The organism is Halosimplex marinum, from assembly GCF_051414075.1.
Taxonomy (GTDB): domain Archaea; phylum Halobacteriota; class Halobacteria; order Halobacteriales; family Haloarculaceae; genus Halosimplex; species Halosimplex marinum.
This window is the reverse complement of record NZ_JBLKNY010000003.1, coordinates 1,419,729-1,432,782: the sequence shown is the minus strand read 5'-3', so window position 1 is coordinate 1,432,782 and position 13,054 is coordinate 1,419,729. Positions and strand designations below refer to the sequence as shown.

General features: G+C 60.2%; 15 protein-coding genes and 3 pseudogenes. 11 read left to right on the top strand and 7 right to left on the bottom strand.

Annotated features, from left to right (window positions below; genetic code table 11):
* Positions 1-135: 135 nt before the first annotated feature.
* The 4 genes and pseudogenes from ACMGFI_RS08195 (at position 136) to ACMGFI_RS08180 (ending at position 3,154) form a co-directional block, all read left to right on the top strand.
* A complete protein-coding gene (locus ACMGFI_RS08195) occupies positions 136-420 on the top strand; it encodes a hypothetical protein (RefSeq protein ID WP_436908793.1) in 285 nt (94 codons plus the stop codon).
* A gap of 295 nt (positions 421-715) precedes the next feature.
* A pseudogene (locus ACMGFI_RS08190) lies at positions 716-1,711 on the top strand (transposase).
* A gap of 61 nt (positions 1,712-1,772) precedes the next feature.
* A complete protein-coding gene (locus tag ACMGFI_RS08185) occupies positions 1,773-2,291 on the top strand; it encodes an NUDIX hydrolase (protein WP_436908792.1) in 519 nt (172 codons plus the stop codon).
* A 62-nt stretch (positions 2,292-2,353) separates the two neighbouring features.
* Complete coding sequence (locus tag ACMGFI_RS08180) at positions 2,354-3,154, top strand: hypothetical protein (protein WP_436908791.1); 801 nt, start codon at positions 2,354-2,356, stop codon at positions 3,152-3,154.
* A 105-nt stretch (positions 3,155-3,259) separates the two neighbouring features.
* Here the strand turns inward: ACMGFI_RS08180 and ACMGFI_RS08175 are convergent, their stop codons facing one another.
* Positions 3,260-3,619: a hypothetical protein gene (locus tag ACMGFI_RS08175; protein WP_436908790.1), complete on the bottom strand. Its 360-nt coding sequence runs from the start codon at positions 3,617-3,619 to the stop codon at positions 3,260-3,262.
* A gap of 677 nt (positions 3,620-4,296) precedes the next feature.
* On the opposite strand from ACMGFI_RS08175, the gene ACMGFI_RS08170 reads away from it, so the two are divergent.
* From ACMGFI_RS08170 to ACMGFI_RS08160, 3 genes and pseudogenes are all read left to right on the top strand, one after another.
* The gene (locus ACMGFI_RS08170) at positions 4,297-4,758 is read left to right on the top strand and encodes a 6-pyruvoyl trahydropterin synthase family protein (RefSeq protein WP_436908788.1); all 462 of its coding nucleotides are present in this window, start codon (positions 4,297-4,299) and stop codon (positions 4,756-4,758) included.
* 51 nt (positions 4,759-4,809) lie between these two features.
* The gene (folE, locus tag ACMGFI_RS08165) at positions 4,810-5,397 is read left to right on the top strand and encodes a GTP cyclohydrolase I (protein WP_436908787.1); all 588 of its coding nucleotides are present in this window, start codon (positions 4,810-4,812) and stop codon (positions 5,395-5,397) included.
* A 93-nt stretch (positions 5,398-5,490) separates the two neighbouring features.
* A pseudogene (locus tag ACMGFI_RS08160) lies at positions 5,491-5,817 on the top strand (transposase domain-containing protein); the annotation flags it as partial.
* Between the two features lie 175 nt (positions 5,818-5,992).
* Here ACMGFI_RS08160 and ACMGFI_RS08155 read toward each other — a convergent pair.
* From ACMGFI_RS08155 to ACMGFI_RS08145, 3 genes and pseudogenes are all read right to left on the bottom strand, one after another.
* Positions 5,993-6,285: pseudogene (locus ACMGFI_RS08155) on the bottom strand (TRAM domain-containing protein).
* A gap of 16 nt (positions 6,286-6,301) precedes the next feature.
* The gene (locus ACMGFI_RS08150) at positions 6,302-6,532 is read right to left on the bottom strand and encodes an antitoxin VapB family protein (protein ID WP_436908785.1); all 231 of its coding nucleotides are present in this window, start codon (positions 6,530-6,532) and stop codon (positions 6,302-6,304) included.
* Positions 6,533-6,585: 53 nt separating this feature from the next.
* Entirely contained in the window at positions 6,586-7,071 is a 486-nt protein-coding gene (locus ACMGFI_RS08145) for a hypothetical protein (RefSeq protein WP_436908784.1), read from the bottom strand.
* Between the two features lie 248 nt (positions 7,072-7,319).
* Between ACMGFI_RS08145 and ACMGFI_RS08140 the strand changes: the two genes are divergently transcribed.
* The 3 genes from ACMGFI_RS08140 to ACMGFI_RS08130 all read left to right on the top strand — a co-directional run bounded on the left by ACMGFI_RS08140 (position 7,320) and on the right by ACMGFI_RS08130 (position 8,455).
* On the top strand, positions 7,320-7,601 hold the full coding sequence (locus ACMGFI_RS08140; protein WP_436908781.1) for a DUF5789 family protein: 282 nt from the start codon (positions 7,320-7,322) through the stop codon (positions 7,599-7,601).
* 166 nt (positions 7,602-7,767) lie between these two features.
* Positions 7,768-8,001, top strand: a complete 234-nt coding sequence (locus tag ACMGFI_RS08135; protein ID WP_135364946.1) for a DUF8001 family protein — start codon at positions 7,768-7,770, stop codon at positions 7,999-8,001.
* Between the two features lie 64 nt (positions 8,002-8,065).
* Positions 8,066-8,455, top strand: coding sequence for a helix-turn-helix domain-containing protein (locus ACMGFI_RS08130; protein ID WP_436908780.1), 390 nt, complete (start codon positions 8,066-8,068; stop codon positions 8,453-8,455).
* A gap of 33 nt (positions 8,456-8,488) precedes the next feature.
* On the opposite strand, the gene ACMGFI_RS08125 is transcribed toward ACMGFI_RS08130, so the two are convergent.
* Positions 8,489-9,370 (bottom strand): SDR family oxidoreductase, encoded by an 882-nt coding sequence (locus tag ACMGFI_RS08125; RefSeq protein ID WP_436908779.1) that lies wholly within the window; start codon positions 9,368-9,370, stop codon positions 8,489-8,491.
* A gap of 201 nt (positions 9,371-9,571) precedes the next feature.
* Between ACMGFI_RS08125 and ACMGFI_RS08120 the strand changes: the two genes are divergently transcribed.
* A complete protein-coding gene (locus tag ACMGFI_RS08120; protein ID WP_436908777.1) occupies positions 9,572-11,116 on the top strand; it encodes an FAD-dependent oxidoreductase in 1,545 nt (514 codons plus the stop codon).
* Here the strand turns inward: ACMGFI_RS08120 and ACMGFI_RS08115 are convergent.
* Positions 11,042-11,812: an acetoacetate decarboxylase family protein gene (locus tag ACMGFI_RS08115; RefSeq protein WP_436908776.1), complete on the bottom strand. Its 771-nt coding sequence runs from the start codon at positions 11,810-11,812 to the stop codon at positions 11,042-11,044. The two genes, ACMGFI_RS08120 and ACMGFI_RS08115, sit on opposite strands and share 75 nt — an antisense overlap.
* Positions 11,813-11,913: 101 nt before the next feature.
* Positions 11,914-12,885 carry an aldo/keto reductase gene (locus tag ACMGFI_RS08110; RefSeq protein ID WP_436908775.1) on the bottom strand — a complete coding sequence of 324 codons (972 nt, stop codon included), beginning with the start codon at positions 12,883-12,885 and terminating at the stop codon, positions 11,914-11,916.
* Positions 12,886-13,054: the final 169 nt, after the last annotated feature.

The following is a 13,054-nucleotide window of genomic DNA, read 5'->3' as shown; positions in this document are numbered from 1 at the left end:
CGATCGAACAGTCTTATGAGTGCTCAGAGGATGCTCGACCGCGTGATCGAGCAAGCACAGGAGGAGGGAATATTTTCACATGAGGATACGCCGACCGCTCAGCGCGTTGAAGCGGCGTATTTGTAACAAGCAGGCTTGTCGTATCGCCGCGTCGAGTCGGTGGTGGGGCGGTCTTACAAGAGCGTGCGCCAGTGGTATCATCGCCTGGCGCGCCTGTTCAAGCCGGAACCCGACCACCATGGGACGGTAACAGTTAATGAAACGAAAGTGAGCGTCAAGGACGACGAGGCTTACGTCTTGGCAGCAGTCGATGTGGATACCTTCGAAGTCGTCCACATCAAGGTATCTTCCGGCCGATCCGACCTCGATGCGTTGCCGTTCACCAAGGAAGTGCTCAAGCGATGTCGTGACAGCTGGTGATCATCGTCGATCGCAGGCCCTGGTATAACTGGGCGCTCGTTGACCTTGATCTCTGTGATTCACGCCGTGAATCGCGGGGGGGAACGGTCGCTGGTCAAAGGTTGGTCGGTCTGTTCAAATACCGAACTAGACTCTTCTACAGCCGGTTCCCCATTATAGTCTTGGAAGTCCGTCGATGGCTGGGCCAAAGCTTTCGCCGCACTCTACAATCCCGCACTCAACGTTGATACACTTGAAAAGGGAAAATGGCGGTGGTGCAGAAGTCCTCACAAGGAAGCGGTAGGACGAATCTGATGTGTCCACGACCAGTTCCGTCCTACCAGATAACGCTATGGTCGAACAGGTCTTCAAAACACTGGACACCGAGACAACGGCACTGTTTGAACAGTTGAATCTCTCGTTTCTTGTGGACTATCCCGTGTTCGCCCCCGATCCGAGGGGGCGAACACGGGTTCACGAGCCACCAGAACTCCTGAAAGGCGTCCTTCACTGCTTCTATCACGACATCTACGGTCCGCGTCCAATCGCGCGAGAACTCCATAACGAGGATGTCTGGCGGCAGTGTGGCTTCGAGAGTCCGCCGTCCCGGCGGACACTCTCGCGGTTCATCACTGACTTCGAACTTGTCGCAGAGGACGTGTTCCTTGAGTTAGTCACGAGCTTGCCGAGCAGGTGCCGCTCGGCAAACTCTTCCGTATCGACGGCACAGACATTCCCGTTGATCACCGTGACAAGGACGCTGAGTGGAACTACGACCACGATGAAGACGACTACTATTACGGCTCGGCTGTTGTGTCGTGACCGCCGCCAACAACATCCCCGTCGCAGCAGCGTTCACTCCAGCGAAGAAAGTCGATCAGGAGACGGCGATGCGCGTCACGCGTGACGCGCTCGCCGTCGAAAGCCCACGCTGGATGATCGGTGACTCTGAGTTCGATATGCTGGGGTGGCACGACCACCTGCTGGCGCAGACGGTCGTGCCGATTGCTCCGTACAACTCACGGAACACGAACGATCCGCTCGATATTGACTACCGCGTTGAGGAACGGATCAAAGAGCACAGCGACACGGTACGCCTCTAGCAGAAACAACTCGAAGAGACGTATTCGTCCGCTCACAGGTTGAAACAGCAATCAGCGTCTGTAAGGATCTCAGCCTCGGGACCCCGCGGGTCCGAGGCCAAGTGAGAGTCAAAGCACACGTCTTCCTCGCTCTTTGTCTCCGCTTGGCCGTTGCACTCGCTAATCACCATCGAGGAAACGATGTCGCTAGCCCCACAATCACGCTATGAGAACACTTCTGCCCCACCGCCAAGGGAAAAGATTAAGAGTCCTCTAGACTGACAGGTGCACATGGGATATGACACCGACGAACTAGAGCTGTCGTCAGATTTTCAGCCATTAGAAGGAGAAGCTAACTTTGGTCCTCCGCTTACAAAAGAAGTTGTTGGCGGGGTCCACATTGCACCACATGCGGTTACAGTCGAAGATTCAGATTTTATTTTGACAGATTGGCATGAGGGTCTACCTCGACACGATTCACCAGGAGAACGATCTATTCGATTCCCTCACGGTCTAATGGAATTTGGAGAAACGTTCGAAGAATGCGCAGAACGTCTTGTAGACGATCAGCTTGGAATGGCTGTGGATTCCACCCAAGTTGTTCATGTTTATTCTCGGGTTGATTCTCAAGATCACTGGCATCTCGAACCACTCATCCTAACGCAAGTTTCTGGTGACCGCGATCCTCCAGAAGATGCGTCTGTTGTATCTTCGCCGACCGGTCCGACTCTTCCGGATGGAGCAAAATGGATCGGAAAGCCCCCATTCTCAGAAACGTATGAAAATCACTTAGCTGAGTTCCTGGAATGATTTTTTATCATCTAGACAGGTAATACTCAATTTCAATCGATTTCTTACGAAAGAACCCGCTAATGGCAAAAAATGTTCTTCACTCGATAATCCTCAGAGTTATCGAGGTTGCTCCTGGCCTATTGATTTTATTAGGACTATTATATTATTTCACTCCAGATAATCAAACAATAGCACTGCTTCAAATATTACTTAGCCTAATTATTGCTCTAATTGGGGTAGTTGTGGGTGAAAGCCTTCAGTTGAGAACGCAATTTACTAAAAATAAGTCATCACAAGATAAGATCATAGAGCTGATCTCTGACGAAGGGTTAGATAACCCAATGGCACGTCTCTTTTTAAAAGTAAATGCAGCTGGTTTTGAACCAAGAGATTTTCCAAGTGTATTTCTTGAAGTCCTCTGGAGTATTGAAGACTCATATAGAACAACAATGGTCGCCTCCTCAGAGCAAATAGAACAAGGACACAATCAACAGGGATTGGAAATACAGGGTGCAAAAATAGCTGATGGTGCGGAAATTAAAAGAATATTTGTATGCGAGAATGAAGAAATGGTTCAGGAGTTGTTTGATTCCATGAAAGAACAACAAGATATTGGGATACAGGTTCGATATATATTAACAGACCAGATTTATCGTAATCAATTTTTAAAAGAAGGTGTGAAGAACATAGGCCAACTTGATTTTTCAATTATTGATGACACCTATACTCTCAAAACGGAGGTTAATACCGAACCAGAAAACTACCGAATTGAAGGTTGTTCCCTTTCGTATGATGATCAAAAAGTAACAGAATACGGAGAGGTATTCTCAAATATGTGGAGTGAAGCCAACAAAATATCAAATATTGATCGGAACAACTAAAATCTGAAGGAGTCCTAGATCAGATAAATTGGGTTTCAGACCGGGCCCGTTAAAGTCATGAGCTATTGTATCATCCATTGTGCTGTCGGCTAAAGATTTGGTCGGTCACTCATCGGGACTCAGCTCGGTTGCAAGTGGGTCGTCAAAGTCATCCTGAGTAGATGACAAGACTCTGTCTAATGCGTCGATTGGTGTCTCCAAGTTGTCCCAGTCGAGGCTCATGTGAGGACGCTCCTCGTTGTACAAGGTAAGGAACTCGTCGAAAGTTCCGAACCGCCTGCGGTATTTGCCGTAAGCCTGGAAAAACCGCTCGATCTTCCCTTTCAACTGCGGCCGTCCAACCTTGCAGGGAGTGTGATCGATCTCATTGTCGTAGAGATACGTTTCGAACTCGTGGTCCAGACAGGGCCGCTCGTCCTGGTGGGTGTTGATGAACTCCGAACCTTGGTCGGTGATCACCTCCAAGATCGGGGTCAGTGCATTCGGCTCCTCGCAGACGCTATCAAGGGTTCGATGTTCTAACTGGGTGAATTGGCGTCTGTCTCGAACATGTTGAAGATGCGCCGGGAAGCGTCGTCTTCGACGGCTAGGACCTGCTGGTCATGCTCGTTAGTATACTAGTTCATATGGATGGTGAAAGCGGCGTACTGGGTTCGAAGTCCTCCAGAATCGCGTGAACACGGTTGTGTGCGATCAAGATGTCATGCCGAACGTACATCACGTGGGCAATGGCCACTGCGCCCGCGCCGAGGCCCTAGCGCAGTTCGAGAACGCTCTCTTCGATGTCTCCAAGATACTCTGCGGAGATGGTGAGACTAGGGGTCTCCAGCGGTGAAATCTCACCGCTGTTGCGGTACTTATTGCCGAATTGCTGGACTCTGCGTCTGCTGATCTCGAACTGGTCGGCGACCAATCCGTTATTGAGGTGGCGATCAATACCCTTCTGCCAGACCCGGTAACACCGTTCTGGTCCAGCTGCGCTTCAACTGGTGGCTCGTCGGATAAATAACGCCGACGAAATCTTTTGCGGACTCTATACTATTGTTTCATCCGTATTTTGCTATATAATGGGGTCAAGCCCCGGTATTTAATCATGTCGCCAAACCCAAATTTTTAAATTAGTCTATACCCACATTTTGTTCATGCAGAAAGCAGGAGAACAGTCAACCGATGGCCTAGACTTAGATTCTGAGAGGTGTTTGCATGTCGGCCGTGATAAACCAATCCGGATTAGTACGGGGCATCGGATTATGCATCATGATGGGAAATGCAGTCGTCCACATGGTCATAACTATGAGATAACTGTAACAGTGGTGGGTAAGCTATCGGATAAGGGGTGGATAGTGGATAAGGGTAAGATAACGGATGTCATTTCGAGATGGGATCATCGATTTCTTGTTGAGCGAGGCGACCCGCTAATTGATGCATTTGCCGAAAGTGGAGACAGTGATTCAATTATTATACTTGATCATCCACCAACAGCAGAGATTATGAGTATTAAATTGGAGGAGATTCTTGTTGATTCTCTTCCTAATAATGTTATAGATATATCTGTGGAGGTAAGAGAAACTGCGGAGCTTTGTGGTGGAAGTCCCTCGATATGATTATTAAGAATAATTGGGGTTTGAAGAGTTCCACAACTTAGTCTGGGAAATATGGTAAACAAAAGTAGTAATCAAGAAGATTCACCGGAACAAAATGTAATAGATAAAAACAAGATAAAAATGGGAATGCGTCAGATATTAGAAGGTATCAACGAAGATCCTGACCGGGATTCTCTTACTGAAACCTGGAAAAGGCGTGCGCCAAAAATGTTAGAAACATTGAGTGAAGGGTATCGAGATGAGCATAAACCGGAAATGAAACTCTTTGAAACTTCAGAAACCGAGCTCATCATAAAATCGGATATACCAATATACAGCCTTTGTGAACATCACCTTCTGCCATACACTGGAAAAGCAAATATCGCCTATAAGCCCGACGGGAAGGTTGTTGGGCTATCAAAGCTTATCCGGTATGTGCGGTGGAGATCTCGAAGACTGACAATCCAAGAGGAACTCACACGTGATATTGCCAAAGGATTACGTTCAGAAATTAATGCGCAGTGTGTTATAGTGGAATTGGAAGCCACTCATCTTTGTGAAACTATGCGCGGAGTTGAAACGGAAACTTCAACTAGAACAATGGCCACGGCGGGAAATCCTTCGCCAGATGATCGAAACTATTTTAAATCTGTTATATAGCCATATATTGTAAGTTATTTTGAAGAATGATCTTCAGGGCACTGTCTACTTGAGAGGGTTTGAGAAATGGACAGATCGTAGCGAGTAGTGTCTATGACACTCGTAGACCTGGTCAGAGAGAACTTAGATATGGACAATAAAGACGTTTGGGAGAATGGGCGAATCCCGAAACCCGTGCGCTGTTTTTGCGGTTCGACATCACTCGATGGGGCTGTTGGTACGTGGAGTCGAGGGAGTCTTGGCCTGGTTGGCTGTCGAGCGCTGCTATCAGGCGGTCTGGAACTGGAAAGGGGCTTTAGCCGATACACAGGGAGACCCGCCGACGGCGAAGCCGTCGCGGGTTGCGGTTGATGAAAAACAGCTTGAGGTTGACGGCGAGAAAAAGGGCTCTACGCCACGATCGACACAGACTGTAGAATAAATAAACAATCTCATAATATCAGTCAAGTATCTATGGGAACCCCTCAAATCCGCCTGCGAATCAGTGACTACTAGTAGTTCTTCGCTGTGGTCGTCCCGATTCAAAGAACTACTAGTAGAAAATTGATGCCCGCATCGAACACTACTACCGGAATGAATCCGGAATAAGAGAGGATCAGCCGTAGTAACTTAGGCGCTCTACTACTTCCCCAAAGGCGACATTCTCGCGCACATCAGTGATCTCGACAGTTACACGCTCGCCCTGTTCGGTGTCAGGGACAATGACGACGAAGCCACGTTCGACTCGCGTGATACCGTCACCCTGTTCACCGATATCTTCGATTTCAACATCTCGCTGCTCGCCTTCTTCGACAGGTGGCGTCTGTGGACCACGTTTTGCTTCTGATTGGTGACTGGCTCATTGGCCTTCTTACTTGATGGCGACGGTAGTAACGCCACTCGGTACATCTCGTCTTGCTGAATATCATTCGAACCGGTCCGCGACCTCCCGAACCTCGTCGCGGTCCGCCCGGTCGGCGGACTCGACGGCCTCGCGCATCCCGTCGACCTGGTCCCCGTCGAAGACATCGCGGAGGTCCCGTAACGAGCGCCCACCGATCAGCCGTTCGACGGCGTCGCTGAACGACTCGTCGTCGCGCTTGGTGGCCTTGATGCGTTCGTACACGTGGTCTCCGAGCCGGACCTGATGTGACATTCTCGTTGACAGCGTTGACGCTCGACGCGAATCAAGATTGGGGTGGGAGGCGGTCAGGGCCGGACGAGTTCGAGAAACTGTTTGCCGTCGCTGTCGAGCCCCGCGTAGGGGCCACCGGAGTAGGTCCGCGGCACGATGGTCACGACCGCCCGGTAGAGTTCGCTGTAGAAGACGGCCGTCAGGCAGACGGACAGCGGTCCGTTCCCGTCGCGGAACACGACCGTCCCCAGGATCGCGACGACGAGGAGCGTCATCGCCGGCCCGGCCGCAAAGGAGACCGCCCGGACCCGCTTCGAGGGCGTCCCCTCCCACTCGAAGTAGCCGTACGTGAGGGCCTTCCGGACGCCGTCGAACCCGACCGTCAGCGCCAGTGGACCGAGACGACCCGTCCGTCCCGAATCGCTCCCGATCGAGATGTGTGCGCTGTCGCCCGCGAGAAGGATCGGCGCGGCGTGGGCCGCCTCGTGGAGGAACAGCGCGAGGACGATCCCGACGGCCGCGGCCGGAACGGCCAGCACGTACAGCACCACGTCGCTCATGGTGGTTCCGTTAACGTGACAGATACTAAAGGTACCTCCTCACGTGAGTGAGCACTACCGGAGACGGACGTGACCGACCGCGACGAGTCAAACACCGACCGGCCGCCATCGCGCACGAACTCCACACCCTCGATTTCTCCCCCGGTTTCGTTCACGATCGTCCAGAACCTCCCGACGTATCCGTGCATGAGATTGACACGCTCTTAACCTCATGATTTATAATGACGTAGAATGATCGTGACGTACAGATGCGGATCACAGAGACGCGGCAGTTGTTCACGGAATCGTGCGAGTACCCGACCGACGCGGCGACGGTCGCCGAGCGGGTCGGCGACGTGGAGATCGAGGCGCCGACGGGCGACACGACGACCGTCGAGACGGTGCTCGCGCGGTCGAACGTCGGGACCTACGAGTCGGCCGACGACGCGTACACCGCGCTGATGGGCAACCTCGACGAGTCGTTCATCGGCCGCAAGTACTACGACGACCGCGGGAACGGCCAGCCCCACCCGCTCCGGAACTGGCACTGATACGGATTACGAGACATTCCGGGATCGACCGCACGACTGCGTGCGGTCGACTCGGGAAACGCTTGCAATAATCCGTATGAGCGGCGCCCCCGCGACGGTCGCGAGTGTGCGGCCACCGCGCGAGCGGGACGAACACTGATTATCGCGGCGGTCGAAGCGGGCGGTGATGGCCGACCCGCCCGTCGTCGACGCCGGCGCGCTGGACGCCGACGAGCTGCTCGACCGGATCAAATCGGAGGGGCGGGTCCGCGTCCGGACGGAGTTTCTCGACGCCGAGCACGAGGTGACGCTCCGCTGGGACGGCGAGACCTTCTACTGCGACACGCCGACGCGACTGCACAAACACGACTCGGAGTCGGCGATGCGGACCTGCCTCGTCGAGCAGGGCTACGGCCGGTGACTGGCCGGTCTGACCCGGGGTACCGTGTCCGTTTAAACGGCAGGGGGACCTACGGACGGGTACCATGGTCGAGGCGGACCCTTCGCCCCAGCGGTTTCGCGAGTTGATGCTCGACGAGGAGCCGGGCTTCGAGGACGTGCTCGCCTGCGTCTTCAACGTCCAGGAACACGAGGTGCGGACCTTCCTGACCCTCCAGGACCACCCCGGGAGCACGGTCGCCGAGCTGGCCGACCAGCTACAGCGGGACCGCAGCAACGTCAACCGCTCGCTGTCGACGCTCCGCGAGAAGGGGCTGGCCGAGCGCGAGCGGCGGCTACTCGACGGCGGCGGCCACGTCTACCAGTACTCCGCGACCCCGCTCCCCGAGGCGCGGGAGCTGATGCACGAGACCCTCGACGAGTGGACCGCCTACGTCCACGACCGCATCGACGAGTTCGGCGACGAGGACATCTGATCGGCCGGTTCGCTCCCGGCGTGTTCGGCATCGCTAGCCCAGCCAGCGACCGACGACTGCGGTCGCCCGCTCGTAGCCGGCCTGGATCGCGTCGACCGCCGGGGCGGGGAGCCAGGTCGTCCACCGGACGAAGCGGGCGAACCCCCCGACCGGGTAGCGAGCCCGCGGGTCGTCGGCCTCGGCGGCGCGGACGACGGTTGCGGCGACGCGCTCGGGGTCGACCGCCAGCGGGTTCCTGTCGAGGGTCCAGCCGTCGTCGACGGCGGCGTAGGTGCGGGCGTAGGCGGGCGTCCGCTCCCGGCCGGCCAGCCGCTCGCGGGCGGCGTCGGCGAACTCCGTCTCGACCCACGCCGGCTCGACCAGGCTCACGTCGACGCCCGTCCCGCGCAACTCGACCCGGAGCGCGTCGTGGAGCGACTCGACGGCGGCCTTCCCCGCGGCGTAGGCGCCCAGCCCCGGCGAGGAGGCCAATCCCATGACGCTGGAGACGGTGACGATCCGGCCCCGGCCGCGCTCGCGCATATGCGGGAGCGCCGCGCGGGCGAGCCGGTGGGGACCGTGGACGAGCACGTCGAACTCGGCGCGGGCGGCCTCGACGGGCACGTCCTCGACCGGCCCGGCCTCGGCGTAGCCGGCGTTGTTCACCAGGCAGTCCAGCCGCCCGGCCTCCGCGACTACCTCGTCGACGACGCGGCCGCACTGCCCGTCGTCGGTCACGTCCAGCGCGCGCGTCTCGCAGTCGGCGCGGACCCGCTCGGGCAGGGGCGTCGCCACGTCGGTCGCGTAGACGCGCCAGCCGCGGTCGACGAACGCCAGCGCGATGGCCGCGCCGATCCCGCCGCCCGCGCCCGTGACGAGCGCGACCGGCGCGTCCGCGGGTTCGCTCGCCGAAGCGGTTACGCCGTTCCGTGACACGGGCGACCGGGCGCGGGGCTGGGAGAAAAGGATTCCGGGCGGGGCCGGGAGCGGTCGAGTTATAAACCTGCGCCACGGGTGAGGGGAACTGCCTATTCTCGTTGCGGTCCGAGTCGATCACGTGAGCGAACTGTCCCCGCAAGCGACGACGAACAGGAGACGGTCGGCGCCGCGGCCCCCGAGGGCCCGGAGGTGGTCGCGGTGACGCTGTCGACCCTCGACCGCTACCGGCCGGGCCGGATCGATCGGCTGGGCGAGCGCGCGGTCGTCCTCGGCGGGAGCATCGCCGGGCTCTGTGCGGCGCGGGTGCTCGCGGACGGCTTCGACGAGGTGGTCGTCGTCGAGCGCGACTCCCTGCCCGACGTGCCGGTCGCCCGCGAGGGCGCCCCCCAGACCAGCCACCCCCACGCGCTGCTGGGCGCCGGCCAGGCGACCCTCGAGGACCTCTTCCCGGGGTTCGGCGAGGACCTGGCGGCCGAGGGCGGGCTGATCGTCGACGTGACGCGCCAGCTGGTCGAATACCAGAAGGGCGGCTACCTCGCCAGCGGCGACGAGCGGACGCCCTCCTACTGCGCGAGCCGGCCGCTGTTCGAACACGTCGTCCGCGAGCGGCTCCGCGCCCGTGAGGCCGTCCGGATCCGCGACGACTGTCAGTTCGTCGGCTACCGCACCGACGAGGCGGAGACGGCCGTCACCGGCGTCACCGTCCGCGAGGACGGGGCCGTCGACGCGATCGACGCCGACCTCGTCGTCGACGCGACGGGGCGGGCGAGCCGGACGCCCGAGTGGCTGGCCGACCACGGTTTCGCCGCGCCGCCGGAGGATCGGGTCGGGATCGACCTGCAGTACGCCTCGCTGCGGATCGAGCGCCCGCCCGGTGACAGGCGGATGATCAGCGTCCCCGCCGACCCGCCGGAGACCCGCGGCGCCGTGCTGATCCCGATCGAGGGCGGCCAGTGGGACGTGCTCCTCGCGGAGGTCCACGCCGACGACGCGCCCGCCGACCGCGAGGCGGTGCTCGCGTTCGCCGACGACCTCCCCGTCGACCTGGTGGGCGACCTGCTGCGGCGCCAGCGGTGGGTCTCCGAGTCGGTCGCCCGCTACCCGTTCCCGGCGAGCCTGCGCCGCCGCTATGAACAGCTGGACCGGTTCCCCGACGGCCTGGTCGTCACCGGGGACGCCGTCTCCAGCTTCAACCCCGCGTACGGCCAGGGGATGTCCGTCGCCGCCCTCGACGCGGTGGTCCTCCACCACGCGCTGGCGGAGGGCGGGCTCGACGGTCTGCCCACCCGATTTTTCGACCGGCTGGCCCCGGTGGTCGACACGGCCTGGCGGATGGCGACCGGCGTCGACTACCAGTACCCCCAGACCGAGGGGGAGCCGTCGCTCGGCGAGCGGCTGTTCAACTGGTACTTCGACCGCCTGCTCCGGGCGGCCAACGACGACGGCGTCCTCGCGGCGGCCTACGGCGAGGTGCTCGACCTCGAACGGTCGCCCACGTCGCTGCTCCGACCCGGAATCCTCGCCCGCGTGTTCCTCCCCGTCGGCGGCGACGCGACGGAGACGGATCCCCCGCGGGCAGCCGGCCCGTCGGACGAGTCGTCCCTGTCGGACTCCGAGTCGGCCGCCGCAGATGCCGAGACAGCCGCCTCGGGCGACGGGCCGGACCCTTCAGGGGTCGACTCGTCGCCCGCCGCCGATCGTGAATCGACCGTCGAACGCGAGCGCCCCCAGCGGCCGACCTAGCTCCAGGTCGCGCAGGCGCTCGGCCAGCGGATGGTGGCCCAGCGTGTAGGCCCCGCCGAACGGCCGGCCGCCGAACCGGCCCGACAGCTCCAGCGGCTGACGACGGGCCGGGGCTCCGCCATGGGCCCCGGCCCCGCGTCCGTCCCCGTCGGTGTAGCTCGTCGTCTCGACGGCCGCTTCGAACCGCGGATTCCAGGGGGCATCGAGCGTGAGGAGGTGGCCCCGCTCGTCGCGGACGGCCGTCCGCCGGCGGTCGCCCCGGTCGGTGATCCGGACATCGGCGACGGACTTGGGGTACCCCCAGATCTCGGCGCCGAGCGCCCGGGCCGGCTCGGTGGTGACCGGTAGCGCCGCGACGTAGTCGCCGAGGCCACCCGGCGGACCCGCGAGTCCGCGTCGGAGGGCACCGAGTTCCGGGATGGGACCGCCGGCGGGCGTGGCGGCCAGGAGGACGCCGAACTCCTCGTAGGGCGCCATCGCGTCGTCGCCGATCCGGCGGTAGTCCACCGAGAGGAACGTGACGGCGGTGCGGCCGGGTGCGAGGCGGACCGGTGCGAGAGAGTCAGGGAGCCACTCGGCGGCCGCCCCCGCGTCGGCCGTGACGACCACCGCCGTCGCCTCGGCCTCCGTCTCCAGTGGAACGACCACCTCCTGACCCGTCGAGAGGGTGTGTGTCGCTCGGCGCTGGTCTGGCACGTCCGTCGATCCGGGCGAGTCCGTCGAAAGGCTGGCGGTGCCCGCGGCGTTGCGGTGGTCGAACTTGCAGTGGTCGCGCCGGGAAACCCCTCGCTATCCGGCTATTCGTGCCCGTAGACGGGGACGGGGTGGTACGGCTCTTCGAGGTACTCCACGTCGGAGTCCGACAGCGAGATATCCAGGGCTTCGACGGCCTCCTCCAAGTGTTCGATGCTGGAGGTGCCGACGATGGGCGCGTCGACGTTGTCGTTCTCGAAGTGCCACGCGAGGGCGATCTGGGCCATCGTGACGCCCTCCTCCTCGGCCAACTCCTGCACTCGTTCGTTGATCTCCTCGCTGCCGGGGCCCTCGTGGTAGGGCGTCCCGTAGTCGATCTCGTGTTCGCCCCGGTCGGTCGCGGTGAACTCTTCGTGGGGGCGCGTGAGATACCCCGCGGCCAGGGGACTCCAGGGGATGACGCCGACATCCTCCCGGTCGCAGACGGGGTACATCTCCCGTTCCTCCTCGCGGTAGGTCAGGTGATAGAGGTTCTGCATCGTCTCGAAGCGGGCGAGTCCCTCCTCGTCGCTGACCCGCAGGGCCTCCTGGAACTGGTGGGCCCACATCGACGAGGCGCCGACGTGGCGGACCTTCCCCCGGGAGACGGCGTCGTCGAGCGCGCGCAGGGTCGTCTCGATGGGCGTGTCGTAATCCCAGCGGTGGATCTGGTACAGGTCGACGGTGTCCATGCCCAGCCGGTCCAGCGAGTGTTCGAGTTCCTGCTCGACGGTCTTCCGCGAGAGGCCCTCGGCGTTGCGGTGCTCCTTGGCGCCCGAGAAGCGCACCTTGGTGGCGACGACCTGCTCGTCGCGGTCGTAGTCGGCGAGGGTGTCGCCGAGGACCCGCTCCGACTCGCCTGCCGAGTAGGTGTTGGCCGTGTCGAAGAAGTTGACCCCCAGGTCGATGGCCCGCTCGACGAGTTCGCGGCCTTCGTCCTCGTCGAGCATCCAGTCGCTGCCGCTCCCGAAGCTCATACAGCCGAGACAGACCTTCGAGACCTCCATCCCGGTCGAGCCGAGTGTGGTGTACTCCATGGCCGACGGACGGGGTGCGCGGACGTAAAACGACCGCTCGCGGAAGCCCGCCGACGCTCCGCGCGGCGTCCGCGGACGGCCAGCGGCGTTCGGCGGCGTCCCGCGGCGCGTTCGCGGACCGCGCGCACGGCCGCTACTTTGACAAAGCGAGCCCCGGAAGGGCGTGACG

What these genes read in the sequence shown, in the direction of transcription:
- ACMGFI_RS08185 (WP_436908792.1), top strand. Translation starts at nt 1,773, where the DNA reads ATGGGATATGACACCGACGAACTAGAGCTGTCGTCAGATTTTCAGCCA.
- ACMGFI_RS08180 (WP_436908791.1), top strand. Translation starts at nt 2,354, where the DNA reads ATGGCAAAAAATGTTCTTCACTCGATAATCCTCAGAGTTATCGAGGTT.
- ACMGFI_RS08170 (WP_436908788.1), top strand. Translation starts at nt 4,297, where the DNA reads ATGCAGAAAGCAGGAGAACAGTCAACCGATGGCCTAGACTTAGATTCT.
- folE (WP_436908787.1), top strand. Translation starts at nt 4,810, where the DNA reads ATGGTAAACAAAAGTAGTAATCAAGAAGATTCACCGGAACAAAATGTA.
- ACMGFI_RS08150 (WP_436908785.1), bottom strand. Translation starts at nt 6,532, where the DNA reads ATGTCACATCAGGTCCGGCTCGGAGACCACGTGTACGAACGCATCAAG.
- ACMGFI_RS08145 (WP_436908784.1), bottom strand. Translation starts at nt 7,071, where the DNA reads ATGAGCGACGTGGTGCTGTACGTGCTGGCCGTTCCGGCCGCGGCCGTC.
- ACMGFI_RS08140 (WP_436908781.1), top strand. Translation starts at nt 7,320, where the DNA reads ATGCGGATCACAGAGACGCGGCAGTTGTTCACGGAATCGTGCGAGTAC.
- ACMGFI_RS08135 (WP_135364946.1), top strand. Translation starts at nt 7,768, where the DNA reads ATGGCCGACCCGCCCGTCGTCGACGCCGGCGCGCTGGACGCCGACGAG.
- ACMGFI_RS08130 (WP_436908780.1), top strand. Translation starts at nt 8,066, where the DNA reads ATGGTCGAGGCGGACCCTTCGCCCCAGCGGTTTCGCGAGTTGATGCTC.
- ACMGFI_RS08110 (WP_436908775.1), bottom strand. Translation starts at nt 12,885, where the DNA reads ATGGAGTACACCACACTCGGCTCGACCGGGATGGAGGTCTCGAAGGTC.